Raw genomic sequence first — 25,907 nt, 5'->3', positions numbered from 1 at the left:
GACATCTTCATAGTGTTTCGGTGGTCATAGCGTTAGGGAAACGCCCGGTTACATTCCGAACCCGGAAGCTAAGCCTTTCAGCGCCGATGGTACTGCAGGGGGGACCCTGTGGGAGAGTAGGACACCGCCGAACAATTATTGTGGGAAAGCCCCGCACCTTATGGTGCGGGGCTTTTCTGCGTTTACGGTGGTGGCATGCGCTATGAACTCGTCATCTTCGACAACGACGGGGTCCTCGTCGACAGCGAGCCCCTGTCCAATACCCTCCTGGCCGCGTACCTGACCGAGCTCGGGCACCTCACCTCGTACGAGGACTCCCTGCGCGACTACATGGGGGCCGCGATGCACCGCGTACACGACCTCGTCCTGGAGCGGACCGGGCAGCGGTTGCCCGAGGACTTCGACGAGATCTTCCACGCACGCGTGTTCGCCGCCTTCGAGCGGGAGTTGGAGGTGGTGGCCGGGGTGCCGGAGGTGCTGGGAAAGCTGGTCGCCGAAGGGGTGCCGTACTGCGTCGCTTCCTCCGGGAGCCATGAGCGGATCCGGGTGGGGCATCGGAAGACGGGGCTGGACCGGTGGTTCGGGGAGGGCAACGTGTTCAGTTCGCAGGATGTGGGGCGGGGGAAGCCGGCGCCGGATCTGTTCCTGTACGCCGCCGAGCGGATGGGCGTGGCGCCTGAGCGGTGTGTCGTCGTCGAGGACAGTCCTCTCGGGGTGCAGGCCGCTCTGGCGGCCGGGATGGCCGTGTACGGGTTCACGGCGATGACGGCGGCCGGGAAGCTGGCCGGGGCGAACGGGTACTTCGAGGACATGGGGGAGCTGATGGGGCTGCTCGCGTGAGTGATCTACCCACGGGTAGGTGAGAGCCCTACGCTGTGCCGCCATGACGGATGCGCGGTTGCGGCGTGGTCGGGGTTCGCTGGCGGTCTCCTTCTTCGTGCAGGGGGTGACCTTCGCGCTGCTGGTGACGCGTATCCCCGCCATTCAGGACCGGTACGGGATATCCGATGCTCTGCTGCCGGTGTTCCTGGCGGCCGTGCCGGTCCTCGCGGGTGCCGGGAGCGTGGCCACGGGGAAGCTGGTGCGGGGGGTGGCGCCGAGCGTGGTGCTCCGGTGGGCGCAGCCGGTCGTGCTGCTGGCCCTCCTGGGCGTGGGGGCGGGAGAGCGGCTGTGGCACGTGGCGGTGGCGCTCGGGATGTTCGGGCTGGCCGTCGGGGCGCTCGACGCGGCGATGAACATGCTCGGAGTGAGCCTCCAGCACGCGTACGGGCGCAGCATCATGCTCGGGTTCCACGCCGCGTACAGCCTGGGCGGGATCGTGGGGGCCTCGCTGGCGTGGGCGGCGGTGCACTGGCGTCTGGGGCTGGGCGTCTCGTACCTGGCGGTCGTGGTGGTGGTGCTGCCGGCGGCGTTGCTGGGGAGCCGGTGGTATGTGGACGGGGAGCGGCGGGCGGGGGGCTCGGCGGGGCGGCCGGTGGGGTTGCTGGTACCGCTGTGCCTGGTGATGACCTTCGCGTACATCGGCGATTCCACGGTGTCGAACTGGAGCGCGAAGTATCTGACGGACGTGCTGGGGAGTTCGGAGGCGCTGGCGACCGTGCCGTACAACGCCTATATGGTCATGACCCTGTTGGGGCGGGCCGTGGGGGATCTGGGGGTGCGGCGGTTCGGGGCGGTGGCCGTGGTGCGGGGTGGGGCGGTGCTGGCGGCGGTCGGGTTCGGGGTGGTGGCCGGGGCGCCGGGGGCGTGGGCGGGGGTGGCCGGGTTCACGGTGCTGGGGCTGGGCCTGAGTGTGGTGGTGCCGCAGACGTTCGCGGCGGCGCGCGGTGACGCGGAGGTGGCGCGGCTCAACGTTTTCAACTACGTGGGCTTCCTGGTCGGGTCGCCGTTGGTGGGGGCTGTCGGTGACGCGTGGAGCTATCGCGGGGCGATGCTGGTACCGCTGGTGTTGGTGCTGGTGACGCTGCGGTATGCCCGGTCGTTCGGTGTTGAACGGGACCGATACGGTGGCGGGCATGAGCGGCCGCGCACTGTTGATGTGGGATGACGCACTTACCGGGTACGACTTCGGGGCCGGGCACCCGATGGACCCCGTCCGGCTCGCGCTGACCATGGGGTTGGTGCGGGCGTACGGGCTGGACCGTCAGGTGGACGTGGTGGCCGCGAAGCCCGCCGGGGACTCGACGCTGCGGCTGGTGCACCGTGAGGACTATGTGGCGGCCGTACGGGCGGCGTCGGCGAACCCGAAGGCTGCTGACCAGGCGTACGGGCTGGGGACGCTGGACGACCCGGCGTTCGCCGGGATGCACGAGTCGTCGGCGCTGATCGCGGGCCAGTCGGTGGGCGCGGCCGAGGCGGTGTGGCGGGGTGAGGCCGCGCACGCGGTGAACTTCGCGGGTGGGCTGCATCACGCGATGCCGGGGTCGGCGGCCGGGTTCTGCATCTACAACGACGCGTCGCTGGCGATCGCGCGGCTGCTGGAGCTGGGCGCGGAGCGGGTCGCGTACGTGGACGTGGACGTGCACCACGGGGATGGCGTACAGGCGGCGTTCTGGGAGGACCCGCGGGTGCTGACCGTCTCGCTGCACGAGCACCCGCGCACGCTGTTCCCGGGGACCGGGTGGCCGGAGGAGACGGGCGCGGCGGGGCCGGCGGAGGGCGGCGCGGTGAACGTGGCGCTGCCGGCCGGGACGGGTGACGCGGGGTGGCTGCGGGCGTTCCACGCGGTGGTGCCCGAGCTGCTGGCGGACTTCCGGCCCCAGGTGCTGGTGACGCAGCACGGGGCCGACACGCACTTCGAGGACCCCCTCGCCCACCTGGCGGTGTCGCTGGACGCCCAGCGGGCGGTCCAGGTGGCGTGCCACGACCTGGCGCACGAGTACGCCGAGGGGCGGTGGGTCGCCCTCGGTGGCGGCGGGTACGCGGTCGTGGACGTCGTACCGAGGTCGTGGACGCATCTGGTGGGGATCGCGGCGGGTGCTCCGGTGGAGCCCGAGTCGGTCGTCCCGTCGTCGTGGCGGGACGAGGTGTACGCGCGGACGCGGCAACTGGCACCCGGGCGGATGACGGACGGGCGGTGGCCGGTGGAGTGGCGGGGCTGGGACGAGGGGTACGACCCGGCGGACCGTCTGGACCAGGCGGTGCTGGCGGCGCGGCGGGCGGCGTTCCCGCTGCGGGGGTTGCTGCCGTAGGCGTACACCGCCGCTCGGGCGGCATTGGCGCGATCGTGCCACGGGCGCGGTTACGCCAACTGTGGGGTGTCCGGGACGTTTTGGCGCCGCGCCGGGCGAGGTGCGGCAGCATCGGCAGGGTGTTGAGTACCGGTGCGCTGCGCGCGCATTTGCTGGCGGCCGGGCTGGCGGGCCCGGTGTCCACCTCGCGGGAGGAGAGCCTGCGCAGCTACCGCCTGTTCGCGGCCCGGGATCCGCGGGTGACGCTGGGGCTCCATCCGGAGCGGGGGTGGGACGAGCGGGACCTGTTACGCCTGATGGCCGACAAGTGCGGGGTGTCCGGCGATCCCGCGTACCGGTCGGGGCCCGATGTCATCGACCCGGAGCGGACGCTGAGCGCGCTCGGCGCGTTCGCCGCGCGGCTCGCGGAGGCGGCGGGGAGGCGGGCGCCGGTGCTGCTCGGGACCGGGCATCCACACCGGCTGCTCGGCTTCTACGCCGGGCTCGCAGACGCTTTGTCGGCGGCCGGATGTCTCGTTCTCACACCCGCGCAGGGGCGATGTGTCGACATAACGACCCGGTTCGGCGTACGTACGTACAGCCTCGACTACGTACGAGGAGTCGCGTTGGTGCGGGAACCGGGGGCCGAAGGCGCCGGTTGTGAGACCGGCGCACACACCCATTCCCCCCTCCCCGTCAGGGCCGCTCTGGAGGGTCTCGCGGACGTCGGCGGGCCGCTTCCGGAGCTCGTCGTGGGCGACCACGGATGGGTCTGCGGCGCAGGTCAGCTGGGTATTGAGGCCATCGGGCTGGCCGACACGGACGACCCCGCGCTGTTCGTCGGAGAGGCGGAGGGGCGCGTGTCCGTCGCCGTTCCGATTGATGACGGTGTGCGGTCTGATTACTACCGGCCGCTTACTCGCTATGTACTCAATCGAGCGTGTCTGTCACGGTAGGCGGGGGATAACAGCTCCTCTTCCCCACTCGTATCACCCGCCCCTAGTCTGGTGAGTGAGCGCACCGCGACGAAGAGTCACCGGAGGGGAAGCCGGTGGGCGTTGTGGGCGGAAGGTACAGGTGGGTCATGGCTGCAGAGCAGAGGCCTCTGAATGAGGTCGTGTTCCTGACGGTGGCGGAAGTCGCCGCGGTGATGCGAGTGTCGAAGATGACCGTGTACCGCTTGGTGCACAGCGGTCATCTGCCGGCGATCCGGGTGGGCAGGTCATTCCGGGTTCCGGAGCAAGCGGTTCACGAGTACCTCCGTGAGTCCTTTGTGGGGGTGGAGACCGCGTAGCGGTGGTCGAGGGAGTCCCACGTACCCCTCGGATTACAAGCTCGGCGCTCTGGCCGGTAGGCTAGGCCGACGTAGGTCGTGTGGGCCCAGACGCCCCGCACCGAGATCCCCGCTTGTGCGGGGGTGTTCCGAGAAGTGAGCGAGGGTAGTCGTGGGCTCTGTTATCAAGAAGCGGCGTAAGCGGATGGCCAAGAAGAAGCACCGCAAGCTGCTCAAGCGCACCCGCGTTCAGCGTCGCAACAAGAAGTAGGCGACGGCTGTACGTGCGCCATTCGCGGCCCTTCCACCGGTTCCGGTGGGAGGGCCGCGGTGTTTGCCGCGGCACCCCTGGGGGTGCGGCGGTCATTACAGCGCACCATTCACCCGCTACGGTGGCCCGTAGGCGAGGACCGAACGGAAGGCGCTGATCTTGGGGAAGGTCGTGCTCGTCACCGGCGTGGCCCGGCAGCTCGGCGGCCGGTTCGTACGCCGCATTCAGCGGGATCCCGAGGTGGAGCGGGTGATCGGCGTGGACGCCGTCCCTCCCGCGCACCGGCTGGGCGGGGCGGAGTTCGTCCGTGCCGACATCCGGCAGCCCGCCATAGGGCGGGTCCTGGCGGAGTACGAGGTCGACACCGTCGTCCATATGGACGTCACCGGGACGCCGCTGGGCGCCGGTGGCCGGACGGCGGTCAAGGAGACCAATGTCATCGGCACCATGCAGCTGCTGGGGGCGTGCCAGAAGTCGCCGACGGTCAGCCGGCTGGTGGTGAAGTCCAGTACGAGCGTGTACGGCTCCGCGCCGCGCGACCCGGCCGTCTTCATGGAGACGACCCCGCCGAAGTCCCTGCCGAGCGGCGGCTTCGCCAAGGACGCCGTCGAGGTGGAGGGGTATGTGCGGGGCTTCGCGCGCCGGCGGCCCGATGTGGCGGTGTGCGTGCTGCGGTTCGCCAACATCCTCGGGCCGGACGCGGACTCGCCGCTCGCCGAGTACTTCTCGCTGCCCGTCCTGCCGACGGTGTTCGGCTACGACCCCCGGCTCCAGTTCGTCCACGAGGACGACGTCATCGAGGTGCTGCGGATCGCCTCGCACGAGCCGCGGCGCGCCACGCTCAACAGCGGCACGTTCAATGTGGCCGGCGACGGTGTACTGACGTTGTCGCAGTGTTCGCGGCGGCTGGGGCGGCCGACGGTGCCGGTGCTGCTGCCCGCGGTCACCTGGGTCGGCACGGCGCTGCGTACGGTCGGTGTGACCGACTTCTCGCCCGAGCAGATCCGGCTGCTGACGCATGGCCGGGTGGTCAGTACGGCGCAGATGCGCGAGACGCTCGGGTTCGAGCCGAAGTACACGACCGCGGAGGCCTTCGCGGACTTCGCGCGCAGCCGCGGCCCGGGCCTGCTGCCGCCGGAGGCCCTCGCGGGCGCGGTCGACCGGATCGCCGCGTGGCCGCCGCTGGGCGGCGCGAAGACGACGCACACCGCCGGATGAGGGAGCGCGATACAACGATGGCGGACGCCAAGGTCATCCCGTTCGACGACGACCGGTCGCGCGGTGGTGCGGCCACTCCACGACCGGCGCGCCGCCGGCCCCTGCTGGGAGGCGGCGCACGGCGGCGGAACGGCGAGGGCGCGGTGAGCCCGCTGCCGGGGCCGCAGGCGCCCGAGGCGGCGGCTCCGGAGGCCGCTGGGGGCGGCGCACAGCCGGACGCGGGCTGCGGTGGCGGCTGGGAGCGGCGGCTCGCGGGCGGGCTGGCGTTCCTGCGGCGGCGGATCACCGGCGAGTACGAGGTCGACGAGTTCGGGTACGACGAGGAGCTGACCGACCAGGTCCTGATGTCGCTGCTGCGGCCGCTGTACGAGAAGTACTTCCGCGTCGAGGTGAAGGGCATCGGGAACATCCCGTCGGAGGGCGGGGCGCTGGTGGTGGCGAACCATTCGGGGACGCTGCCGCTGGACGGGCTGATGATGCAGGTCGCCGTGCACGACAACCACCCGGCCGGGCGGCATCTGCGGCTGCTCGCCGCGGACCTGGTCTTCATGCTGCCGGTCGTCAACGAGCTGGCCCGTAAGGCGGGGCACACGCTGGCGTGCGCGGAGGACGCGGAGCGGCTGCTGCAGCGCGGTGAGGTCGTCGGGGTGATGCCGGAGGGCTTCAAGGGCATCGGGAAGCCCTTCAGCGAGCGCTACAAGCTTCAGCGGTTCGGCCGGGGCGGGTTCGTGTCGACGGCGCTGCGGGCGGGTGCGCCGATCGTGCCGTGCTCGATCGTGGGGGCGGAGGAGATCTACCCCATGATCGGCAACGCGAAGACCCTCGCGAGGGTGCTGGGGATTCCGTACTTCCCGATCACGCCCACGTTTCCCTGGCTGGGGCCGCTGGGGGCGGTGCCGCTGCCGACGAAGTGGACGATCCAGTTCGGTGAGCCGATTCCGACGGACGGGTTCCCGCCGGAGGCGGCGGAGGATCCGATGCTGATGTTCAACCTGACGGACCAGGTCCGGGAACAGATCCAGCACACGCTCTACAAGCTGCTGGTGCAGCGGCGGTCGGTGTTCTTCTGACGGAGCCGGGCGCGGCGACGCGGCGGTCGGTGTTTTTCTGAGTTGGTGGGGGCCCTCCCTGGGGAGGGCCCCATGCAACTACCTGGCGTCTTCCTCGTCGATGCCCAGGCCCGGGATGATGCCCGGGAGGATCGGCGGGATGGTGACGTCCGGGGCCGGCGGCGGGGTGGGCCGACTGTCGCCGCCCGAGGCCGGCGGAGGCGTCGTCGGGTCCGGTTCGAGCAGGCCGCCCGTGTTGCCGCCGAGCAGGCCGTCGTCCTTCGCCGCGCCCGATCCGGAGCCGGAGGGGCCGGGCTTGCTGCTGTTGCCGGAGGGCCGCGCTTCCGGCGTCGAGGGGGACTGGCGGGACGGTCCGGAGCCCGAGGAGTCCTCGGTGGCGCCGGGTCGGCCGGATTCCCGGCCGTCGCTCCGCTCCGGGGGCTGCGGCAGCTTGGACTGGAGCGGGCCGACCTCTTCGTCTATGGCGGCGAAGACGTCACTCACCTGGTCCCGTACGTCGGTCAGCTGGGCGGGCAGCCGGTCGCGCAGGCCGTTCCAGGCCTCCCGGTGGTTGCGGGCGAACGAGTTGAGCGTGGCCATCGGGGCGATGGTCCCGTCCCGTTCGTACGCCAGGCGGAGCAGCCGGTGGCCTTCGGCGGCATCGTGCTGCATGCCGTTGAGCGCCCGCCGGATCTCGCCCAGGGACTCGTGGTCCAGCACCCCGGACCGGTCGCGCTCAATGAGGCGGCGGGCCTCGCTGAGCCGGGTGGAGGCCTGGTTCAGGTAGATCTCGCCCCGGTCGGCGTCGTCGTCCGCCATACCCAGCTTGAGGTCCTCCATACCGCGCTTCAGCCCGTAGAGCGAGTCACCGGGGAGGGCGTCGGAACTGGCAGCGGCCACCCCGCTGAACGCGCCCGCCGCCACCCCGACCGTGAGTCCGCCGGCGGCGAGCCCCTTCGACCAGCGGGAACGGGGGCGCAACTTCCGGAGAGCGGATGCCCGGTGGGCGCCCCGCCCGGTCGCCGCCCGCTGCTCCGGCACCGTAGGGCCCGCGGATGCGCTCCCCTCGGCAAACATCGCCTCCATGGCGGCGACCAGCTGCGCTCGTTGCACCACCTTCACGTCGGGGTCCAACTCCGGCTTCGGCAGCTCGCCGAGGCCGCTCGCCAGGGCCAACAGCCGACCCTGCTCGGTCGGTTCGACCGATGCCTCGGGCTGCTCGGCCGCCTGCTCTTCCAGGGCCTGGGCGAAGGCGTTCGCCCGCCGGTGCGCCGATACGTTCGCGATCACTGGCGGCACCTCCTCTCGTCATGACGGTCGACTCCCCGGGGGGTCCGGAAGGTTGCACACCTTGAGCACATCCACACGAACGAGTGAGTGGCTGGGGTCATGGTGTGACCACAGGGAGCCTGCATCCCGCACAACGAGCGTCTCGGCACTTGGGTTACGCACGAAAGATGATCGGACCAGCGCGTCATCGAGGCGTCACCGACGGTGAGTTGAGGTCGCCCGCTGTGCGTCAGCGGGCGTCTTCGGGCAGCAGGCGCGCCAAGGTGCGGACCGCCCGGTACTGGAGCGTCTTGATCGCACCTTCGTTCTTGCCCATCACGCGGGCGGTCTCCGCGACCGACAGGCCCTGGAGGAAGCGCAGCGTCACGCACTCCTGCTGCTGCGGGTTCAGCTTGCGGACCGCCTCCAGAAGGGCCGCGTTGGAGAGGGACTCCAGGACCGAGTCCTCCGGGCTGCGCTCGACCTCGTTGGCGTCGAGCATTTCGCCGGTGGTCACTTCCAGCCGGAATCGGCTCGATTTGAAGTGGTCGGCGACCAGGTTGCGAGCGATGGTGACCAGCCAGGCACCGAAATCGCGCCCCTGCCAGGTGAAGGTGGAGATGCGCCGCAGGGCGCGCAGGAACGTCTCGCTGGTGAGGTCCTCGGCCGTCGCCTTCCCGCCGACGCGGTAGTAGATGTAGCGGTACACGGTGTCGCTGTACTGGTCGTACAGACGGCCGAAGGCGTCGGCCTCACCGGCCTGGGCGCGCTCGACCAGCTCCATCATGCGGGCGCTGTCGCTGTCGGCGGTGGGCCGTCGGGCGGTGGTCGAGGTGCCCGAACCGCCCCGGCCGCCGCGTCTCCCGACGGCTGCACCGCCGTCGGCGAGGGCATAGCAAGGACCGGCGAGTGCCGGTGAGGCGAAGGCCGGGACGGCGTACGCGGTGGGGACGAAGCCGCGCAGATGGTCGATGACCGTTGCGCGGAGCGTAGCCAGGCCCGAGGCGTCAACCCCGACGTGTGGGTACACGGGACTCCCAGAGGCAGAGCTTCCATCACGTGCAGTACGGGACCTTTCACTCGTCGTAGCGACGCGTGGAGGTTCCGTATGCGTCTGAGGAGAATAACGCTTAGTGCAGGGAGCGCTACACCGAGTTGCTTAAATCATCGATTCAGTCGTTTCTGTTGCGCCTACGCGGCTGATCAAGTCGCACTTCGTGACCATTTATTGATCGCATTACTTCGAGATCTGCTTGGGTGTGGGATCTCTTGTGGCCGAGTGCGGGTGAGGCGACTGGCGGGGGGCGTGGGCGGGTAAGAGGCGGGATTGGGCGTCGGCCCGCAGGCGGCGTACGGGCGGGGTGGGGCCGTGCCGGGTCGTCCCCGCAGAGGTTGGCGGCGCGGGGTGGGCAGGGCGCCGCCCCGTTCCGTTGTGCCCACCCGTTCCTCCCCCCAGGACTTCGTCCTGGGCCCCCAGCGGAACGACCGCCCACAACGTGGGGCGGGCCGGGGGTCAGCGGCGGCGGCGGTGGAGGGCTACTGCGGCGGCGGTGCCGCCGGCGAGGGCGCCGACGCCTGCGGCGGCCGGGATGCCGACCTTGGCGGCCTTGCGGCCCGTGCGGTAGTCGCGGAGGCGCCACTCGCGCTCGCGCGCGTACCGGCGCAGCTTGGTGTCCGGGTTGATGGCGTACGGGTGGCCCACCAGGGACAGCATCGGGATGTCGTTGTGGCTGTCGCTGTACGCCGCGCAGCGCGACAGGTCCAGGCCCTCCGCGGCGGCCAGCGCGCGGACCGCCTCCGCCTTGGCCGGGCCGTGCAGGGGTTCGCCGACGAGCTTGCCGGTGTAGACGCCGTCCACGGACTCGGCGACCGTGCCGAGCGCGCCCGTGAGGCCCAGGCGGCGGGCGATGATGGTCGCCGTCTCGACGGGCGCGGCGGTGACCAGCCAGACCCGCTGGCCGGCGTCGAGGTGGGCCTGGGCGAGGGCGCGGGTGCCGGGCCAGATGCGGTCGGCCATGTACTCGTCGTAGATCTCCTCGCCGATGGTCATCAGCTCGGAGACGCGGTGGCCCTTGACGATGGACAGCGCGCTGTCGCGGGCGTCCTGCATGTGCTCGGGGTCCTCGACGCCGGCGAGCCGGAACCAGGCCTGCTGCCAGGCGAACCGGGCCAGCTCCCGGCGCTGGAAGAACTTCCGCTTGTACAGCCCTCGGCCGAAGTGGAAGATCGCGGCGCCCTGCATCACCGTGTTGTCGAGGTCGAAGAACGCGGCGGCGTGCTCGTCGCCGGGGACGGGGAACTGGGGTTCGGGCGCCGGCTGCGAGGTCTTGCGGGCGGCCTCGGCCGACGCCTCGCCCGCCAGCACGCTGCGCGCGGTGGCGGAACGCCTATGAGGAGTGAGCCATCCCAGTGCGGCCATGTCGTGAGCATAGCCACTGTGTTCGGTCCTTCCCGACTTGTGGGGATGCCATGGCGTGAACTCTGTGGGGCGACGGCGTGACGCGGGCGGAGAATAGGGGGCATGTTCGGACGTACGAAGAAGAAGGCCGGCGGTCCGCGGACGGTGACCCTCATCGGTAAGCCCGGGTGCCATCTGTGCGACGACGCGCGGGAGGTGATCCGTGAGGTGTGCGCCGAGACGGGTGCCGTATGGGAGGAGAAGGACATCCTTCAGGACGCGGAGCTCCACAGCGCGTACTGGGAGCAGATTCCGGTTGTCCTGGTGGACGGGGAGCAGCACACCTTCTGGAAGGTGGATGCCGGGCGGCTGCGGCGCGCGCTGGAGGTGTGACCCTCGCCGGCGCGGCGCGGCGCGGTTCTTGGTGCGGTGCGGTGCGGCGCCTGCCGGTGGGTGGTGGGGTGCGGTGCGGTGCGGCGCCTGCCGGTGGGTGGTGGGGTGCGGCCCCTCCGGGCTCACCTCCTCGAGGCCGGCGGCCTTGGGTCTCGGCGGTTCGGAGCCCTTCCGACGCCTCCCCCAAGCTCTCGGCTTCGCTCGAGCAGGGGGGACCCCCATCCTCTGCGGGGGCGATCCTGCACGGCCACACCCCGGTCGTACGCCGTCCGCGGGCGCGCTTGTCGTCGACCACGGCGAGAAGGGGCCGTGCAGGGTCGCCCCCGCAGCCGCTCGGCGGCGAGAAGCGGTGAGGAGACTGGCTCGGCGCCCCGCCGACGGCGAGGAGGTGAGCCCGGAGGGGCCCCGACCCTGGCCCACCGGCAGCAACCGAACCGGCTCCGCCTATGGCTGAGGGCGGGAGATGACCGGGAAAGGCGGTTACCATCGTGTGCGTTTTGTTGCGCTTCGGGGGCGTGGTCATGAGGAGTGTGTACCGCTTTGCCCCCTTCGGCTCGTGAACGGACTGAGGTTCGCCTTGGTTCCGGGATGGCGCGATCGATTCGCGTGAGCCCGGTCACTTTGCGCGGACAAAATGGACACCATCTTTGTGCACGCGTTCACAAAGACATAGCCTGCTGTCGACGGGGCGGCCTCGGTACGTATGGCCGCCTGCAGCCCCGCTCATCCCGCAGGAGCACCGTGGCAACTGGCCGAACACACCGACCGGCGACCCGTAGCCGAGGAATCCCCGAGGCCACCGTCGCCAGGCTTCCGCTGTATCTGCGGGCGCTCACCGCACTGTCGGAGCGCTCCGTACCGACGGTCTCCTCCGAGGAGCTCGCGGCGGCGGCGGGGGTCAATTCCGCGAAGCTGCGCAAGGACTTCTCGTACCTCGGCTCGTACGGCACCCGTGGCGTCGGGTACGACGTCGAGTACCTCGTCTACCAGATCTCGCGCGAGCTCGGGCTCACCCAGGACTGGCCGATCGTCATGGTCGGTATCGGTAACCTCGGCGCCGCCCTCGCCAACTACGGCGGGTTCGCCTCCCGTGGCTTCCGCGTCGCCGCGCTGATCGACGCCGACCCCTCGATGGTCGGCAAGCCGGTCGCGGGCATGCCCGTCCAGTTCATCGACGACCTCGAGAAGATCGTCGACGAGAACGGCGTCTCGATCGGCGTCATCGCCACGCCCGCCGGTGCCGCGCAGCAGGTCTGCGACCGGCTCGTCGCGGCCGGGGTGACGTCCATCCTGAACTTCGCGCCGACCGTGCTGTCCGTGCCCGACGGCGTGGACGTACGCAAGGTCGACCTCTCCATCGAGCTGCAGATCCTCGCCTTCCACGAGCAGCGCAAGGCCGGCGAGGAGCCGGGTGCGGGCGGCGAGGCCGCCCTGCCGCCCGCCGTGCGTGACGCGGCCGCCGCGACGGCCCCGGCCGAGGGCCGGAAGGGACCTGACGGGGACATGCCCGCCGTGATGCCGGCATGAGCCTCCTCGTCGTCGGCCTCAGCCACCGCAGCGCCCCCGTCAGCGTGCTGGAGCGGGCCTCCCTCGACTCCGACACGCGCAGCAAGCTGCTCCACGACACCCTCGCCGCCGAACCGGCCGTCGAGGCCGCCGTCCTGGCCACCTGCAACCGCATCGAGCTGTACGCCGACGTGGACAAGTTCCACGCGGGCGTCGCCGAGCTGTCCACGCTGCTCGCCCAGCACAGCGGCGTCGGGCTGGAGGAGCTCACCCCGTACCTGTACGTGCACTACGAGGACCGGGCCGTCCACCACCTGTTCTCGGTGGCGTGCGGGCTGGACTCGATGGTGGTGGGCGAGGGACAGATCCTCGGCCAGATCAAGGACGCCCTCGCGCGCGGCCAGGAGCTGCACACCGCCGGCCGGCTGCTGAACGACCTGTTCCAGCAGGCGCTGCGGGTCGGCAAGCGGGCCCACAGCGAGACCGGCATCGACCGGGCCGGCCAGTCGCTCGTCACCTTCGGGCTGCAGCAGCTGGCCGCCGGTGCGGATGTCTCCGCCTGGGCCGGGGGCAAGCGGGCGCTCGTCATCGGCGCCGGCTCCATGTCCTCGCTGGCCGCCGCCACGCTCGCGCGGTCCGGGGTGGGCGAGATCGTCATCGCCAACCGGACGGTGGAGCGCGCCGAACGGCTCGTACAGATCCTGACCGAGCCCGGGGGTACGGGGGTGGCCGCGCGTGCGGTGGCCATGGCCTCCGTCGGTGACGAGCTGACACGTGCCGACGTGGTCGTCTCCTGCACGGGTGCCACGGGGCTGGTGCTGACGGGTGTGGCCGTCGAGAGTGCGATGGCGGGCCGTACGGCTCCGCTCGCGCTGCTCGACCTGGCCATGCCCCGCGACATCGACGCCGCCGTGCACCGGCTGGCGGACGTCCGGCTCGTCGACATCGAGTCGCTCGCCGAGGCCTCCGCCGACGCGCCGATGGCCGCCGACGTGGACCAGGTGCGCGGCATCGTCGCCGACGAGGTCGCCGCCTTCGGCGCCGCCCAGCGCGCCGCGCACATCACCCCCACCGTCGTCGCGCTGCGCACCATGGCCGCCGACGTCGTCGCGGGGGAGATGGCCCGGCTGGAGGGGCGGCTGCCCGGCCTCGACGACAAGCAGCGCGCCGAGATCACCCAGACCGTACGGCGTGTGGTGGACAAGCTCCTCCACGCGCCGACCGTACGGGTCAAGCAGCTCGCCAGCGAGCCCGGTGGCGCGGGGTACGCGGACGCGCTGCGCACACTCTTCGACCTCGACCCGGAGACGGTCGCCTCCGTCAGCCGGGCCGACATGAACGACCCGAATAGAGGGCGAGTATGACCGAGAGGGCATTGAGGCTCGGGACCAGGCGCAGCAAGCTCGCCATGGCCCAGTCCGGCCATGTCGCGGAGGCGGTGCGGCAGCTGACCGGGCGTCCCGTGGAGCTGGTGGAGATCACCACGTACGGTGACACCTCCCGCGAGCACCTCGCGCAGATCGGCGGCACCGGCGTCTTCGTCACGGCGCTGCGCGACGCGCTGCTCGCCGGCGAGGTCGACTTCGCCGTGCACTCGCTGAAGGACCTGCCGACCGCGCAGCCCGACGACCTGGTGCTCGCGGCGATCCCGCAGCGCGAGGACCCGCGTGACGTGCTGGTCGCCCGGGACGGGCTGCGGTTCGAGGAGCTTCCGGCCGGGTCCCGTGTGGGTACCGGTTCGCCGCGGCGCATGGCGCAGCTCAACGCGTACGCGCGGGCCCGCGGCATGGAGATCGAGTGTGTCGCCATCCGGGGGAATGTCGACACGCGCATCGGCTACGTACGGAACGGGGAGCTGGACGCGGTGGTACTCGCCGCGGCCGGGCTCAACCGCATCGGGCGTAGCGAGGAGGTCACCGACTTCCTGTCGGTCGACACCGTTCTGCCCGCTCCCGGTCAGGGAGCCCTGGCGATCGAGTGCACGGCGGCGAACGCCGGCCTCGCCGCCGCGCTCGCGGAGCTCGACGACCCGTACACCCGGGCCGCCGTGACCGCCGAGCGGTCCCTGCTCGCCGCCCTGGAGGCCGGCTGCAGCGCACCTGTGGGTGCCCTGGCCGACCTGCTGGCCGATGGGCAGGTTGTTCATGAGATGCGCCTGCGGGGCGTCGTCGGCACGACCGACGGCTCCACGCTGGTGCAGTTGTCCACCACCGGTCCCGTACCCAAGTCGCACGGCGACGCTGTCGCGCTCGGTCGCGAGCTCGCGTCCGAGATGCTCGCCAAGGGTGCGGCCGGTCTTATGGGGGAGCGAGCACTTTGAGCCCCACCACTGCATCCAAGGCTTCCTCCGCGTTCACCGCGTGCGGGCACGTCACCTTCCTGGGCGCCGGACCCGGTGATCCCGGGCTGCTGACACTGCGCGCCGTCGAGGCCCTGTCAGGCGCTGACGTACTGATCGCCGAGCCGGATGTGCTCGACGTCGTACGCGGCCATGCGCGGGCGGGCGTGAGCACGCCTGAGCTGACGGTCGTTGACGATGCGTCAATGCCCGCCGGGGTCCCCGTGTTGAGGGATGCGACCAATCTTGTCATGGAGGCCGCGAGGGGCGGCAAGCGGGTCGTCCGTGCGGTGAGCGGTGACCCGGGGCTCGACGGCAACGCGGGCGCCGAGATGCTCGCGTGCGCCGCGGAGGGCATCCCCTTCGAGGTCGTGCCCGGTGTCGCCGCGGCCGTGGGCGTGCCCGCGTACGCGGGTGTGCCGCTGCGGGACGCGCAGGGCGCGGACGTGCGTTTCGTGGACGCGCGGAGCGCGAGTGAGCGGTGCTGGACGGAGGTCGGGGCGTCGGACGGGACGGTGGTCGTGTCGACGACCCTGGACTCCGTGGCCGCCGCTGCCGGTGAGCTGGTGTCGGCGGGCCGTAAGCCCGACACCCCGCTGACCGTGACGGTGGCCGGTACGACCACCCGGCAGCGGACGTGGACCGCGACGCTCGGCTCGATCGCGCAGGTGCTGAAGCAGGCGAAGGTGCTGCCGTCGCCTGAGGGCCACCAGCCCGTCATAGCCGTGGTCGGTGAGCGCAGCGCCGCCGCCCAGCGCGACCAGCTCGCGTGGTTCGAGTCCAAGCCGCTGTTCGGCTGGAAGGTCCTCGTACCGCGTACGAAGGAGCAGGCGGCGTCGCTCTCCGACCAGCTCCGGTCCTACGGTGCCGTGCCCAGCGAGGTCCCGACCATCGCCGTCGAGCCGCCGCGTACGCCGCAGCAGATGGAGCGGGCGGTCAAGGGGCTCGTGACGGGCCGCTACGAGTGGATCGCCTTCACGTCCGTCAACGCGGTGAAGGCGGTGCGGGAGAAGTTCGAGGAGTACGGGCTCGACGCCCGCGCCTTCGCCGGGATCAAGGTCGCGGCGGTGGGCGAGCAGACGGCCGCCGCGCTGGTCGAGTTCGGTGTGAAGCCGGACCTCGTGCCGAGCGGCGAGCAGTCGGCGGCCGGGCTGCTGGAGGACTGGCCGCCGTACGACCCGGTCTTCGACCCGATCGACCGTGTCTTCCTGCCGCGCGCCGACATCGCGACCGAGACGCTGGTCGCCGGTCTCATCGAGCTCGGGTGGGAGGTCGACGACGTCACCGCGTACCGGACCGTGCGGGCGTCGCCGCCGCCGGCCGAGACGCGCGAGGCGATCAAGGGCGGTGGCTTCGACGCTGTTCTGTTCACGTCGTCGTCGACGGTGCGGAACCTGGTGGGCATCGCCGGTAAGCCGCACAACGTGACGGTCATCGCCTGTATCGGGCCGGCGACCGCCAAGACGGCGGAGGAGCACGGGCTCCGGGTCGACGTCCTGTCGCCCGAGCCGTCCGTCCACAAGCTGGCCGAGGCGCTCGCCGAGTTCGGGCTCCGTCGCCGGGCCGCCGCGCTGGAGGCGGGCGACCCGGTGACGCGGCCGAGCGAGCGCCGCCCGGGGGCGCGGCGGCGGCGTACGACCTGACGGTCGGTAGGGCCTCCTACGGGGGTGGAGGGCGCCGGACGGTGCGCTCCACCCCCGTACGCGCTTTGTCAGTTGCCGGAGGCGTACGGCAGGAAGGTCGCCCAGGTGGTGGGGGCGAGGGCGAGGCGGGGGCCGGTGGGGTTCTTGGAGTCGCGGACGAGGATGGTCTCGGGGGTTGCTGCGACCTCGACGCAAGAGGGGCCGTCCGCGCCGCTGTAACTGCTTTTCACCCAGGCCACTTCGACGCAGGACGGGCCGTCGTCCGTGCTGTAGCTGCTCTTTATCCACTCCAGGTCGGAACCGGCTCCATCAGAGAGCTTGAGGGTCATGTCTCTCCCAGCACTTTCTCGATCAAGGCCAGCGACTCTCGAGGAGTGAGAGCCTGCGCCCGGATGATTCCATAACGCATGTCGAGGATCCGGGTCTCTTTCGGGTCAGCGGTCACACGGCTGGTGAGCTGCACTTCATTCAGTCCGACCGTCGCTCCGTCCTGGAGCTTGAGCAACCGGAACGGACCGCCGAGCCCGGAGTTCTCCTCGCGGCTCAAAGGCAGGACTTGCAAGTCGACGTTCCGCAACCGCCCCACCTCCAACAACCGTTCGAGCTGCGGCCGCATCACCATCTTGCCCCCGATCAAGCGGCGTAGCGTCGCCTCGCACTGCACAAAGCTGAAAACCGGCCGTGCGGTTGCAGTGTCGAGGATCTCCTGGCGGGCCAGTCGTGCGGCGACCCGCTGTTCCAGTTCCTCCTCTGTGAACGGAGGCCGACGGCCGCCGAACACAGCACGCGCGTACTCCTCCGTCTGCAGCAAGCCGTCGATGACCGAGTTGTTGTAGGAGCAGATCTCGACCGCCTCGGCCTCAAGGCGCTTCACGTCCCGTACCTTCTTCGGGTACCGGACCTCCGCCACGTCCTTCTTCATCGCCGCGATCCGGCCGCCCGCGTTCAGGACCTGGTCGGAGCGGTCCAGGTACTCGGGGCGGGGAATGCGGCGTCCGCGCTCGACGGAGGAGACGAGTTCCTCCCCGTACCCGATGGCCGCACCGAACTCGGTCTGTGTGAGGCCGGCCGCCTCGCGCCACAGCTTCAGTTGCCGTACGACGGTCCTCATCACGGCCCCGGCCTCGTCGTCCTCCAGGTCCGCGTCCCAGTCGTCACTCACGTCCGTCGCCCTCCCGCCGAGCCCTTTCCGGTCATCCCGTACGGCCCGGACGGAACCGGACGTCACGCGGACAGTCGCCGTCCGCACGGGCTGCCTTTCTTCACAGCGTACGCACGCGTGGACACGCTGGGTGACGTGAATCGACAAATCGCGCCCCTTACCCCCGCCCCGCCGCACCAGTTCTCCGTGCCGCTCTCCGCCACCCGTCGCGGCGCACGGTTGGCCCGGCTGCTGGCGGTGGAGCAACTGTGTTCGTGGGGGCTGGCGCTGGATCCGGCGAGGCTCATCGTGGCGGAGCTGGCGGCGAACGCCGTGTCGCATGGGCGGGTGCCTGGACGGAGCTTCCGGCTCACGCTCGCTGTGGTGCAGGCCGCCACGCTCCGGGTGGAAGTGACGGACACCCGTCACGAGCGGATGCCCGTACGTACGGTGGGGCCGGCCGGTGGGGTGGCCGAGTCCGGTTACGGGCTGTTGCTCGTCGAGGTGTTGGCGGATCGCTGGGGCGTCGAGCTCGGTCCGGTGCCGTGCAAGACCGTCTGGGCGGAACTCGACCTCGTCCAGCCTCCCGGCCGCTGAACGCGTCACCGGAGCCCGGAAACCCGGGATCCGGTGGGCCGGGAGCCGGTGCTGCAGGCGGTCAAAGACAAATAACCTTGGGAAAGAACCTTCCAAACCAACCAAACCCCGCGTACGTCACTCGCTGGAGTGAATCCGCCCAACACGGGTGGCGCGGGGGCGGTTTGGCCGGGCACGCTCGCCCTTGACAACCGCAGATATGCGACGGCCCCCGCCGGGAGTGCGAATCCCAGTGCGAGGGCCTGACCATCGAGGAAGAGAAAAGGTCTTCCCCATGGCTGAGCCAAAGCCTAGCGCCGCTGTGCGCCCGCGACCCCGTGTTCTCCGAAGCACCACCCACACCGGGGTCACCCACATCAGGGAACACCAGCCGGACCGCTACACGATCATCGGCAACCACCTGGCCCAGCACGCCGAGCTGTCCCTCACCGCGATCGGGCTGGCCACCCACATCCTGTCGCTGCCCGAAGGCGCCTCGATCGACATCCGCACCCTCGCCGCCAGGTTCCCCGAGAGCCGCGACCGGATCGCCTCGACCCTGCGTGAGCTGGAGGCGCACGGCTACATCCGACGGGTACGGGAGCGCATGACCAGTGGCCGCATGGTGACCCGTACCTACGCCTACAACGCCCCGGCGCTCGGCGTGGTCAGGCCTCCGGAGCCGCTCGCGCCGGTGGAACCCGTACCGCCGGTGTCATCGGTGACAGCGGCGGCGCCCGTCGTGGTGGCCGTGCCCGAACCCGCCGAGGCGGTCGGCGGCGAGCACCACGACACCGCTGTCGCCCTCCTCGCGGGTCTGCGCCGCACCGACGACCGGCTCACCCTCTCCGGACGGGAGGTACGGCGCCTCGCCCCCGCCGTGGCCGCGTGGTTCGACAACGGTGCCAGCCCCGCCGCCGTCCACCGCACCCTGACCGCGTGCCTGCCGGTGGATATGACCAGCCCGGCCGGGCTCCTCGGGCACCGGCTGCGGGAGATGCTGCCTCCGCCGCTCCCCGCAGGGGACACCCTGGGCGTCGAGGCCGCCCCGCCTCATCCGTTCCAGACCTGCGACACGTGCGACCGCGCGTTCCGCTCGCCTGAGCCGGGGTGCTGCCGCGAATGCCGTTCCGGGACGGCCTTGGCGGCCTGAGCGCGACTGCGGCGGGGCGGCGGAGGGGCGGCGAGTCCGGCAGGCTGTCGGCAAGAGCACGGGTGGCGCGGGCGTAGCGTGGGCGTATGACTTCGTACGGATCCTTCCCCGGTGCGCGGCCGCGGCGGCTGCGGACGACTCCCGTGATGCGGCGGATGGTCGCGGAGACGCGGCTCCACCCGGCCGATCTGATCCTGCCCGCGTTCGTGCGGGAGGGGGTGAGCGAGCCGGTGCCGATCTCGGCGATGCCCGGCGTGGTGCAGCACACGCGGGACACGCTGCGGAAGGCCGCCGTGGAGGCGGTCGAGGCCGGGGTCTCCGGGATCATGCTCTTCGGGGTGCCGGAGGACGCGAAGAAGGACGCGGTCGGGACGGCGGGGACCGATCCGGACGGGATTCTTCAGGTCGCGATCCGGGATGTGCGGGCCGAGGTTGGTGACGAGCTCGTTGTGATGTCGGATCTGTGTCTGGATGAGTACACGGATCATGGGCACTGTGGTGTGCTGGATCAGGAGGGGCGTGTCGACAATGACGCGACCCTGGAGCGGTACGCCGAGATGGCGCAGGTGCAGGCGGACGCGGGCGTTCATGTGGTGGGGCCCAGCGGGATGATGGACGGCCAGGTCGGCGTCATCCGGGACGCGCTCGACACGATCGGCAAGGAGGACGTGGCGGTGCTCGCCTACACGGCGAAGTACGCGTCGGCGTTCTACGGGCCGTTCCGTGAGGCGGTCGGGTCGTCCCTGAAGGGGGACCGCAAGACGTACCAGCAGGACGCGGCCAACCTGCGGGAGTCCATGCGTGAGCTGGCGCTGGATCTGGATGAGGGCGCCGACATGGTGATGGTCAAGCCGGCCGGGCCCTATCTGGACGTGCTGGCGAAGGTCGCGGACGCGGTGGACGTGCCGGTCGCCGCGTACCAGATCAGCGGTGAGTACGCGATGATCGAAGCCGCCGCGGAGAAGGGCTGGATCGAGCGGGACAAGGCGATCCTGGAGTCCCTGACGGGGATCAAGCGGGCGGGTGCGCAGATGATCCTCACCTACTGGGCGACGGAGGTCGCCCAGCGCCTCGGCCGCGGCTAGAGCCCCGTACCGGCGAGGACGTTGCCCACGCTGTCGTAGAGCGTGATGGCCGGGTCGTCCGTCGTGGTCGCGTACCAGGCGCCCCAGCCCGGCTTGCCGGGGAGTTCCACGAGGGTGGCGGTGGTGGTTTTGCCGGCCTTGTCGGTGAGTTCGATGCGGACGGGTTCCTTGGTGCCGTGGTAGATGCCGGAGTGGAAGGCGCGTCGGCCGTCGGATTCCGACTGGTGGCTGATGCCCGGCCTGGTCATGTCCAGGTTGCCGTCGGCGACGCTGCGGAAGTTCTCACCGCTGTCGGGGGTGGACCAGTGCTTGCCCTCCTGGGTGAGCCACAGTTCCACTCCGGGTGCGGCCTGTACGCGTTCGCCCGGTGTCACGACCTTGGGCGGGGTGGGGGCCGGGCGTTGTTTCCTCGGGGCGGGCGGTGGGCTCGCCGTCGGTGAGGCCGGGGTCACCACGGGCTGGTGTTGTTCCGGTGCGACGAACCGGTGGGCGGTGACGGCCAAGGAGGCCACCAGCAGGCCGCAGCAGGCCGTCAGCCCCGCCGTGCGCCGCCGGCGGCGGGCACGTCCCGCCCGTTCGACGGCCGTGAGCGGTACGGGGCCGGGGGTGATGCCGTGGGCCGCGTCGGCGAACACCTCGCGCAGCCGGGCTTCCTCTGTGGGGTTCATCGCTTCGCTCCGGGGGAGGCGTGGGGGTGGCCGGCGAGGGCGGCGTGGGCACGCAGCGCCTCCAGGCCGCGCCTGGCATGGGTTTTGACCGTGCCGACGGAGCAGTTCAGTACGTCGGCGATGTCCTGCTCGCTCAGGTCCTCCCAGTAACGCAGGACCATCACGGCCCGCTGGCGGGCGGACAGGTCCCCCAGCGCTTCCCACAGAACCGTGTGCTGTTCGACCGACTCGGCGTGCGAGCGGTGGGCCTTCTCCGGGAGGAACGGCATCAGCAGATGGACGACGCGTCTCTTGCGGAGGCGGCTGAGGTTGTTGTTGACCAGGGCGCGCCGCACGTACATGTCGATCTCGTCGCGGGGGATCCACCGCCAGCGCGCGTAGAGCTTGGCGAGCGTCGTCTGCACCAGGTCCTCCGCCTCGTGGAAGTCGCCGGTGAGCAGTTGGGCCGTGCGCACCAGGCGGGGCCAGGACGCCGTGGCGTACTCGGCGAAGTCGGAGGTGTTCTCCTGGGGCACGGTGAGGGTCCTCGCGTTCGGCGGCGGGTGTGGTGGCAGGGCCCGCCCCGTGTCGGGCCCTGCCACCAGGATCGGAACGGAGATCAGGACGCGTCGGAGAAGTCGTGGCCGGGCAGTTCGGCGAGGACCGTGCCCGCGTTGTCGTGGAGGGTGATGGTGTGGCTGCCCGCCGTGTGGGCCCGTGTGGTGACGTACCAGGCGCCCCAGCCCGGCTTGCCGGGGAGTTCCACGAGGGCGGCGGTGGTGGTTCTGCCGGCCTTGTCGGTGAGCGTGACGCGGGTGGCGTCCTTGGTGCCGTAGTAGACGCCGGAGTGGAAGGTGTGCCGGCCGTCGGATTCCGACTGGTGGCTGATGCCCGGCCTGGACATGTCCAGGTTGCCGTCGACGACGCTGCGGAAGTTCTCACCGCCGTCGCGGGTGGACCAGTGCTTGCCCTCCTCGGTGAGCCACAGTTCCACTCCGGGTGCGGCCTTGACGCGTTCGCCCGGTGCCACCACGCGTATCGATGAGGTGTGCTGCTCGGACGTCTTCTCCACGGGTGCGGCCGCCGCGTACGCCACGGTCGGTGTTCCCACCAGCGCGGCCGCCACGGATACGGCGACCGCGTACTTCTTCATCCGGGTCATGGATGTGTGACTCCTTGTGGATCAGCAGGGGCGAACTGGGGAAGTGGCGCCTCTCCACTCCTTCCAACTCCCTGTGGGCCGGGCCCGGATGACACCGCGCGCCGGTCAGTCCCACCAGAACGTCCAGTCGTGGCGGTCGAGCACCTCCTCGGCGGCGTAGGCGCGGAGCGTGTCGTAGCCGTCCCAGAGGTTGTCGGGGCAGAACGCGTAGTGCTCCGCCGCCACGGCGAGGGCGTCGGCCATGGTGCGGGGCGGCGCCGCGACGGAGACGGTGAGGAGGTCGGCGCCCAGGCCCACGACCCGTATGCCGAACCGGTCCTCCCAGGAGCGGAGGACGGTGGAGAGGTGGACGGCGTCGGTGTGGGCCGTGGCGCCGGACCAGCCGAGGACGGCAGGGATGTCGGCGCTGCGGCGGGCCGGGACCAGTGCGCCGCGGGCGCCCTTCAACCAGTCGTCGTCGTGAAGGAGTTCGGTCGTGATGTGGGCGGCTGTGGCGTCCGGGTCGGTGGCCCCGTCGGAGGCCGGTGCGAGGCCGGGCCACGTGGCGGAGAAGGGCGTGAGGGTGCCGGCGTCCTCCTCTTGGGCCAGTTCGTCCCACAGGTCGGCCAGCGTCGCGGCCGGGTCGTGGTCGTCGGGGTCGGCCACCTGGCTCGGGCGGAAGTACTGGGTCTCGGTGAGCAGCAACGGCTGCATTCCGGCGGCTTCCCGGGCGGGCAGGAGACGTGCCCAGGTGTCGGGCGTGGCGGGCTCGTCCGCGTACCAGAGCGAGGGCTGGACGCGCATGGTGCCGGGCGGCAGGTCCAGGCCCAGCGCGTTCGGGTTGATGACCATGGAACGACCTTAAGTGCCGCCACTGACAATCGAGTCGGCTCAGGGACGCGACTCGTACAGGGCGGCGTGGTAGCGGCCGTCCGCCTCCCAGCCCGTGGGGTCCAGGCCCGCGAGACGTACGGCGGAGATGGCGGCACGCCGCTCCTGCGGCCCCGTGAACACGCGTTGGGGATAGGTGCGTTCCGGGTCCGTGCGGGTGGTGAGGCCGAAGCCCGCGAGGCAGGACGCGATGGGCGCGTAGGTCGTCGTCCGCAGGACGAAGGCGCTCACCCAGACCGGGCGCCGTGCGCATTCGAGCAGCGCGGCGAAGGTGCGGCGGCTGAGGAAACTGGCGCCGCCGGTGAGGGTGATGAGACCGACGTCGGCCATCGTGGTCGTCAGCGCGGGGGTGGGGGCGTGCTCTTCGAGGTTGACGGCGTGGACGCCGTCGAGGATGCCGACCGCGCGGGCGTAGTCGAGGGCGCCCTGGGCGATGTCGAGGCCGACGACGCGTACGGCGTCGGGGCGGCGCCTGGCGGCGTAGAAGTCCTTGTCCCGTTCGATGAGTTCGGCGCTCGTCAGGCGCCGGACCTCTGGGCTCGTGTAGTGGGCGTACAGGTCGGCGAGGGTCAGGTCGTGGTTGAGCAGGGCGGCGTTGATGCCGTACGAGCAGCACAGGTCGAGGACGGTGAGGCCGGGCTCGGCGCGTTCGGCGAGGGTGCGGCGGAAGACGGCCTGGGCGTGGTGGGGGATCTCGTACGACAGCGGCGCCAGCCGGGCGAAGTAGGCGCGCGGGTCGGGGCGGTCGTAGATGTCCTCGAAGCTGGTCATGCCGTGCATCGGTTCCTCCTGCCGGACGGGTCAGCGCTGGCATCCTGTCCCGCCCCGCGCCCCCGGCGGCGGGCGCAACGGGGGGCGCATGGGCGCAGGCGGGTCACAGGTGGCCGGAACCGCTCACCGCAACGGAAGAGGGGGGCGTGCCGGATGCGGCACGCCCCCCTCTTCGTGGTCGGGTGCGGGTCAGAGGCGCTCGGGCGTACGGATGCCGAGGAGGGCCATGCCCTGGTGGAGCGTGCGGGCGGTCAGGTCGATGAGGAAGAGGCGGTTTTCGACCTGTTCGGGGGTGTCCGCCTTGAGGACCGGGCACTGGTCGTAGAACTTCGTCAGGTGCGACGCCAGCTGGTACAGGTACGCGGCCAGCTTGTGCGGCTCGTACGTGGTCGCCACCTCGGCCAGCGTCTCGGCGAACTGGTCCAGGTGCAGGCCCAGCGCGCGCTCGGCCGGGGCGAGGGCGATGTCCGGGTGGGCGGCCGGCTTGGAGTCGCCGGCCTTGCGGATGATCGACTTGATACGGGCGTACGCGTACTGGAGGTAGACGGACGTGTCGCCGTTGAGCGACACCATCTGGTCCAGGTCGAACTTGTAGTCCCGGGACGCGGACGTGGACAGGTCGGCGTACTTGATCGCGCCGATGCCGACCTGGGCGGCCCGCTCGGCGATCTCGTCCTCGGTCAGGTCCTGGGCCTTCTCGCGGACCACGGCCGCCGCCCGGTCGATCGCCTCGTCCAGCAGGTCGACCAGCCGGACCGTCTCGCCCTCACGGGTCTTGAACGGCTTGCCGTCCTTGCCGAGGACCGTGCCGAAGGCGAGCTGGACGGCGTGGACCTGGTCGTTGAGCCAGCCCGCGCGGCGGGCGGTTTCGAAGACCATCTTGAAGTGGAGCGACTGGCGGGCGTCCACCACGTACACCAGGGTGTCCGCGCCCAGGTTCTGGACACGGTCGCGGATCGCGGACAGGTCGGTGGCCGCGTAGCCGTAGCCGCCGTTGGACTTCTTGACGATCAGCGGGACCGGGTTGCCGTCCGGGCCCTTCACGTCGTCGAAGAACACGCACAGGGCACCCTCCGAGCGGACCGCGACACCGGACTCCTCCAGCAGGCGGCACGTCTCGTCGAGCATGTCGTTGTAGCCGGACTCGCCGACCACGTCCGGGTCGTTGATCTCCATGTCCAGCTTGTTGAAGACCGAGTAGAAGTAGATCTTCGACTCGTCGACGAACCGCTGCCACAGCGCGAGCGTCTCCTCGTCGCCCGACTGGAGGGCCACCACACGGTCGCGCGAGCGCGCCTTGAACTCCTCGTCGGAGTCGAAGTGCGCCCGGGCCGCCTTGTAGAGGCGGTTGAGGTTGGACATCGCCTCCTCGCCGGAGACGTGCGCGTCCTTGTGGTCCAGCTCGTGCGGGTGCTCGATCAGGTACTGGATGAGCATGCCGAACTGGGTGCCCCAGTCGCCGATGTGGTGGCGGCGGATCACCTTCTCGCCCGCGAACTCCATGATCTTGACCATGGCGTCGCCGATGACGGCGGAGCGGAGGTGCCCGACGTGCATCTCCTTCGCCACGTTCGGCTGGGCGTAGTCGATGACCGTGGTGCCGGCGCCCGACGCGTACGGAACGCCGAGGCGCTCGTCGGCGGCGCGGGCGGCGAGGGTCTCGGTGATCGCCTTGTCGGTGATGGTGATGTTGAGGAAGCCGGGGCCGGAGACCTCGATGTCCTTGAGGACGTCATTGGCCGGGATGGCCTCGACGACCTTGGTCGCCAGCTCGCGCGGGTTCCCCTTGAGCTTCTTCGCCAGCGCCAGGATGCCGTTGGCCTGGAAGTCGGCCCGGTCGCTTCGTCGCAGCAGCGGGTCGGCGGAGCCGGCCTCCGGCAGGGCTGCCGTCAGGGCGTCCGCGAGGCGCTGCTGCACGGTCGAAGCGAGGGAAGGGACCGAGGCCATGAGCTTCCGTTCCTGTCGTGGTGGTGA

27 protein-coding genes and 1 rRNA gene are annotated in these 25,907 nt (G+C 70.9%); 17 read left to right on the top strand and 11 right to left on the bottom strand.

Annotation, left to right across the window (positions count from 1 at the left end; all coding sequences use genetic code 11):
* The first annotated feature begins 16 nt into the window (after positions 1–16).
* From rrf to BKD26_RS37335, 9 genes are all read left to right on the top strand, one after another.
* A 5S ribosomal RNA gene (gene rrf, locus BKD26_RS37375) occupies positions 17–133 on the top strand.
* Positions 134–195: 62 nt separating this feature from the next.
* Positions 196–840, top strand: a complete 645-nt coding sequence (locus BKD26_RS37370; RefSeq protein ID WP_084907491.1) for an HAD family hydrolase — start codon at positions 196–198, stop codon at positions 838–840.
* Positions 841–883: 43 nt separating this feature from the next.
* Positions 884–2,047, top strand: coding sequence for an MFS transporter (locus BKD26_RS37365; RefSeq protein WP_084907489.1), 1,164 nt, complete (start codon positions 884–886; stop codon positions 2,045–2,047).
* Positions 2,016–3,191 carry an acetoin utilization protein AcuC gene (locus BKD26_RS37360; RefSeq protein ID WP_084907501.1) on the top strand — a complete coding sequence of 392 codons (1,176 nt, stop codon included), beginning with the start codon at positions 2,016–2,018 and terminating at the stop codon, positions 3,189–3,191. The genes BKD26_RS37365 and BKD26_RS37360 overlap by 32 nt, the downstream gene beginning before the upstream one ends.
* A gap of 119 nt (positions 3,192–3,310) precedes the next feature.
* Positions 3,311–4,126 (top strand): phosphatase, encoded by an 816-nt coding sequence (locus BKD26_RS37355; protein WP_084907487.1) that lies wholly within the window; start codon positions 3,311–3,313, stop codon positions 4,124–4,126.
* Positions 4,127–4,254: 128 nt separating this feature from the next.
* Entirely contained in the window at positions 4,255–4,464 is a 210-nt protein-coding gene (locus BKD26_RS37350; RefSeq protein WP_158071103.1) for a helix-turn-helix domain-containing protein, read from the top strand.
* A gap of 151 nt (positions 4,465–4,615) precedes the next feature.
* Positions 4,616–4,714: an AURKAIP1/COX24 domain-containing protein gene (locus BKD26_RS37345; protein ID WP_003948845.1), complete on the top strand. Its 99-nt coding sequence runs from the start codon at positions 4,616–4,618 to the stop codon at positions 4,712–4,714.
* A 159-nt stretch (positions 4,715–4,873) separates the two neighbouring features.
* Entirely contained in the window at positions 4,874–5,932 is a 1,059-nt protein-coding gene (locus BKD26_RS37340) for an NAD-dependent epimerase/dehydratase family protein (RefSeq protein ID WP_084907485.1), read from the top strand.
* A gap of 17 nt (positions 5,933–5,949) precedes the next feature.
* Entirely contained in the window at positions 5,950–7,002 is a 1,053-nt protein-coding gene (locus tag BKD26_RS37335) for a lysophospholipid acyltransferase family protein (RefSeq protein WP_084907483.1), read from the top strand.
* Positions 7,003–7,080: 78 nt separating this feature from the next.
* Here the strand turns inward: BKD26_RS37335 and BKD26_RS37330 are convergent, their stop codons facing one another.
* From BKD26_RS37330 to BKD26_RS37320, 3 genes are all read right to left on the bottom strand, one after another.
* Entirely contained in the window at positions 7,081–8,271 is a 1,191-nt protein-coding gene (locus BKD26_RS37330; protein ID WP_084907481.1) for a DUF5667 domain-containing protein, read from the bottom strand.
* A 229-nt stretch (positions 8,272–8,500) separates the two neighbouring features.
* Entirely contained in the window at positions 8,501–9,280 is a 780-nt protein-coding gene (locus BKD26_RS37325; protein ID WP_084907479.1) for an ECF subfamily RNA polymerase sigma factor, BldN family, read from the bottom strand.
* Between the two features lie 483 nt (positions 9,281–9,763).
* Positions 9,764–10,669: an HAD-IB family hydrolase gene (locus BKD26_RS37320; RefSeq protein WP_073753144.1), complete on the bottom strand. Its 906-nt coding sequence runs from the start codon at positions 10,667–10,669 to the stop codon at positions 9,764–9,766.
* A 102-nt stretch (positions 10,670–10,771) separates the two neighbouring features.
* On the opposite strand from BKD26_RS37320, the gene BKD26_RS37315 reads away from it, so the two are divergent.
* From BKD26_RS37315 to BKD26_RS37295, 5 genes are all read left to right on the top strand, one after another.
* Positions 10,772–11,041 (top strand): glutaredoxin family protein, encoded by a 270-nt coding sequence (locus BKD26_RS37315; protein ID WP_084907477.1) that lies wholly within the window; start codon positions 10,772–10,774, stop codon positions 11,039–11,041.
* Between the two features lie 741 nt (positions 11,042–11,782).
* On the top strand, positions 11,783–12,568 hold the full coding sequence (locus BKD26_RS37310) for a redox-sensing transcriptional repressor Rex (protein WP_084907475.1): 786 nt from the start codon (positions 11,783–11,785) through the stop codon (positions 12,566–12,568).
* Positions 12,565–13,911 (top strand): glutamyl-tRNA reductase, encoded by a 1,347-nt coding sequence (locus BKD26_RS37305; RefSeq protein ID WP_084907473.1) that lies wholly within the window; start codon positions 12,565–12,567, stop codon positions 13,909–13,911. Before BKD26_RS37310 ends, BKD26_RS37305 begins: the two co-directional genes overlap by 4 nt.
* Entirely contained in the window at positions 13,908–14,867 is a 960-nt protein-coding gene (gene hemC / locus BKD26_RS37300) for a hydroxymethylbilane synthase (protein ID WP_084907472.1), read from the top strand. The genes BKD26_RS37305 and hemC overlap by 4 nt, the downstream gene beginning before the upstream one ends.
* Positions 14,864–16,528, top strand: coding sequence for a bifunctional uroporphyrinogen-III C-methyltransferase/uroporphyrinogen-III synthase (locus BKD26_RS37295; RefSeq protein WP_084907469.1), 1,665 nt, complete (start codon positions 14,864–14,866; stop codon positions 16,526–16,528). Before hemC ends, BKD26_RS37295 begins: the two co-directional genes overlap by 4 nt.
* A gap of 68 nt (positions 16,529–16,596) precedes the next feature.
* Here BKD26_RS37295 and BKD26_RS37290 read toward each other — a convergent pair whose 3' ends face one another.
* Both BKD26_RS37290 and BKD26_RS37285 read right to left on the bottom strand, forming a co-directional pair.
* On the bottom strand, positions 16,597–16,857 hold the full coding sequence (locus BKD26_RS37290; RefSeq protein ID WP_084907468.1) for a DUF397 domain-containing protein: 261 nt from the start codon (positions 16,855–16,857) through the stop codon (positions 16,597–16,599).
* A complete protein-coding gene (locus tag BKD26_RS37285) occupies positions 16,854–17,639 on the bottom strand; it encodes a helix-turn-helix transcriptional regulator (RefSeq protein WP_084907497.1) in 786 nt (261 codons plus the stop codon). The genes BKD26_RS37290 and BKD26_RS37285 overlap by 4 nt, the downstream gene beginning before the upstream one ends.
* A 186-nt stretch (positions 17,640–17,825) precedes the next feature.
* Between BKD26_RS37285 and BKD26_RS37280 the strand changes: the two genes are divergently transcribed.
* From BKD26_RS37280 to hemB, 3 genes are all read left to right on the top strand, one after another.
* Complete coding sequence (locus BKD26_RS37280; RefSeq protein ID WP_084907499.1) at positions 17,826–18,266, top strand: ATP-binding protein; 441 nt, start codon at positions 17,826–17,828, stop codon at positions 18,264–18,266.
* A 301-nt stretch (positions 18,267–18,567) separates the two neighbouring features.
* Positions 18,568–19,398, top strand: a complete 831-nt coding sequence (locus BKD26_RS37275) for a helix-turn-helix domain-containing protein (RefSeq protein WP_241519032.1) — start codon at positions 18,568–18,570, stop codon at positions 19,396–19,398.
* Between the two features lie 86 nt (positions 19,399–19,484).
* Positions 19,485–20,483: a porphobilinogen synthase gene (gene hemB, locus BKD26_RS37270; protein ID WP_084907464.1), complete on the top strand. Its 999-nt coding sequence runs from the start codon at positions 19,485–19,487 to the stop codon at positions 20,481–20,483.
* Here the strand turns inward: hemB and BKD26_RS37265 are convergent.
* From BKD26_RS37265 to argS, 6 genes are all read right to left on the bottom strand, one after another.
* Complete coding sequence (locus tag BKD26_RS37265; RefSeq protein WP_084907462.1) at positions 20,480–21,151, bottom strand: hypothetical protein; 672 nt, start codon at positions 21,149–21,151, stop codon at positions 20,480–20,482. The two genes, hemB and BKD26_RS37265, sit on opposite strands and share 4 nt — an antisense overlap.
* A complete protein-coding gene (locus tag BKD26_RS37260) occupies positions 21,148–21,666 on the bottom strand; it encodes a SigE family RNA polymerase sigma factor (protein ID WP_084907460.1) in 519 nt (172 codons plus the stop codon). The genes BKD26_RS37265 and BKD26_RS37260 overlap by 4 nt, the downstream gene beginning before the upstream one ends.
* Positions 21,667–21,749: 83 nt before the next feature.
* Positions 21,750–22,292: a hypothetical protein gene (locus tag BKD26_RS37255; RefSeq protein ID WP_084907458.1), complete on the bottom strand. Its 543-nt coding sequence runs from the start codon at positions 22,290–22,292 to the stop codon at positions 21,750–21,752.
* 105 nt (positions 22,293–22,397) lie between these two features.
* Positions 22,398–23,123 carry a DUF4253 domain-containing protein gene (locus tag BKD26_RS37250; protein WP_084907456.1) on the bottom strand — a complete coding sequence of 242 codons (726 nt, stop codon included), beginning with the start codon at positions 23,121–23,123 and terminating at the stop codon, positions 22,398–22,400.
* A gap of 39 nt (positions 23,124–23,162) precedes the next feature.
* Positions 23,163–23,942 (bottom strand): hypothetical protein, encoded by a 780-nt coding sequence (locus tag BKD26_RS37245; RefSeq protein ID WP_084907454.1) that lies wholly within the window; start codon positions 23,940–23,942, stop codon positions 23,163–23,165.
* 180 nt (positions 23,943–24,122) lie between these two features.
* Positions 24,123–25,880, bottom strand: coding sequence for an arginine--tRNA ligase (gene argS / locus BKD26_RS37240; RefSeq protein WP_084907452.1), 1,758 nt, complete (start codon positions 25,878–25,880; stop codon positions 24,123–24,125).
* Between the last annotated feature and the right edge of the window lie 27 nt (positions 25,881–25,907).

Source organism: Streptomyces sp. CB03238, assembly GCF_002099185.1.
GTDB lineage: Bacteria > Actinomycetota > Actinomycetes > Streptomycetales > Streptomycetaceae > Streptomyces.
This window is presented reverse-complemented; position numbering and strand designations above follow the sequence as displayed.

Bases quoted from the DNA above. Each gene is read 5' to 3' on its own strand.
- BKD26_RS37245 (WP_084907454.1), bottom strand. From the start codon at position 23,942: ATGCACGGCATGACCAGCTTCGAGGACATCTACGACCGCCCCGACCCG.
- BKD26_RS37290 (WP_084907468.1), bottom strand. From the start codon at position 16,857: ATGACCCTCAAGCTCTCTGATGGAGCCGGTTCCGACCTGGAGTGGATA.
- hemB (WP_084907464.1), top strand. From the start codon at position 19,485: ATGACTTCGTACGGATCCTTCCCCGGTGCGCGGCCGCGGCGGCTGCGG.
- BKD26_RS37250 (WP_084907456.1), bottom strand. From the start codon at position 23,123: ATGGTCATCAACCCGAACGCGCTGGGCCTGGACCTGCCGCCCGGCACC.
- BKD26_RS37370 (WP_084907491.1), top strand. From the start codon at position 196: ATGCGCTATGAACTCGTCATCTTCGACAACGACGGGGTCCTCGTCGAC.
- BKD26_RS37285 (WP_084907497.1), bottom strand. From the start codon at position 17,639: ATGAGGACCGTCGTACGGCAACTGAAGCTGTGGCGCGAGGCGGCCGGC.
- BKD26_RS37360 (WP_084907501.1), top strand. From the start codon at position 2,016: ATGAGCGGCCGCGCACTGTTGATGTGGGATGACGCACTTACCGGGTAC.
- BKD26_RS37265 (WP_084907462.1), bottom strand. From the start codon at position 21,151: ATGAACCCCACAGAGGAAGCCCGGCTGCGCGAGGTGTTCGCCGACGCG.
- BKD26_RS37365 (WP_084907489.1), top strand. From the start codon at position 884: ATGACGGATGCGCGGTTGCGGCGTGGTCGGGGTTCGCTGGCGGTCTCC.
- BKD26_RS37255 (WP_084907458.1), bottom strand. From the start codon at position 22,292: ATGACCCGGATGAAGAAGTACGCGGTCGCCGTATCCGTGGCGGCCGCG.
- BKD26_RS37315 (WP_084907477.1), top strand. From the start codon at position 10,772: ATGTTCGGACGTACGAAGAAGAAGGCCGGCGGTCCGCGGACGGTGACC.
- BKD26_RS37320 (WP_073753144.1), bottom strand. From the start codon at position 10,669: ATGGCCGCACTGGGATGGCTCACTCCTCATAGGCGTTCCGCCACCGCG.
- BKD26_RS37350 (WP_158071103.1), top strand. From the start codon at position 4,255: ATGGCTGCAGAGCAGAGGCCTCTGAATGAGGTCGTGTTCCTGACGGTG.
- argS (WP_084907452.1), bottom strand. From the start codon at position 25,880: ATGGCCTCGGTCCCTTCCCTCGCTTCGACCGTGCAGCAGCGCCTCGCG.
- BKD26_RS37305 (WP_084907473.1), top strand. From the start codon at position 12,565: ATGAGCCTCCTCGTCGTCGGCCTCAGCCACCGCAGCGCCCCCGTCAGC.
- BKD26_RS37335 (WP_084907483.1), top strand. From the start codon at position 5,950: ATGGCGGACGCCAAGGTCATCCCGTTCGACGACGACCGGTCGCGCGGT.
- hemC (WP_084907472.1), top strand. From the start codon at position 13,908: ATGACCGAGAGGGCATTGAGGCTCGGGACCAGGCGCAGCAAGCTCGCC.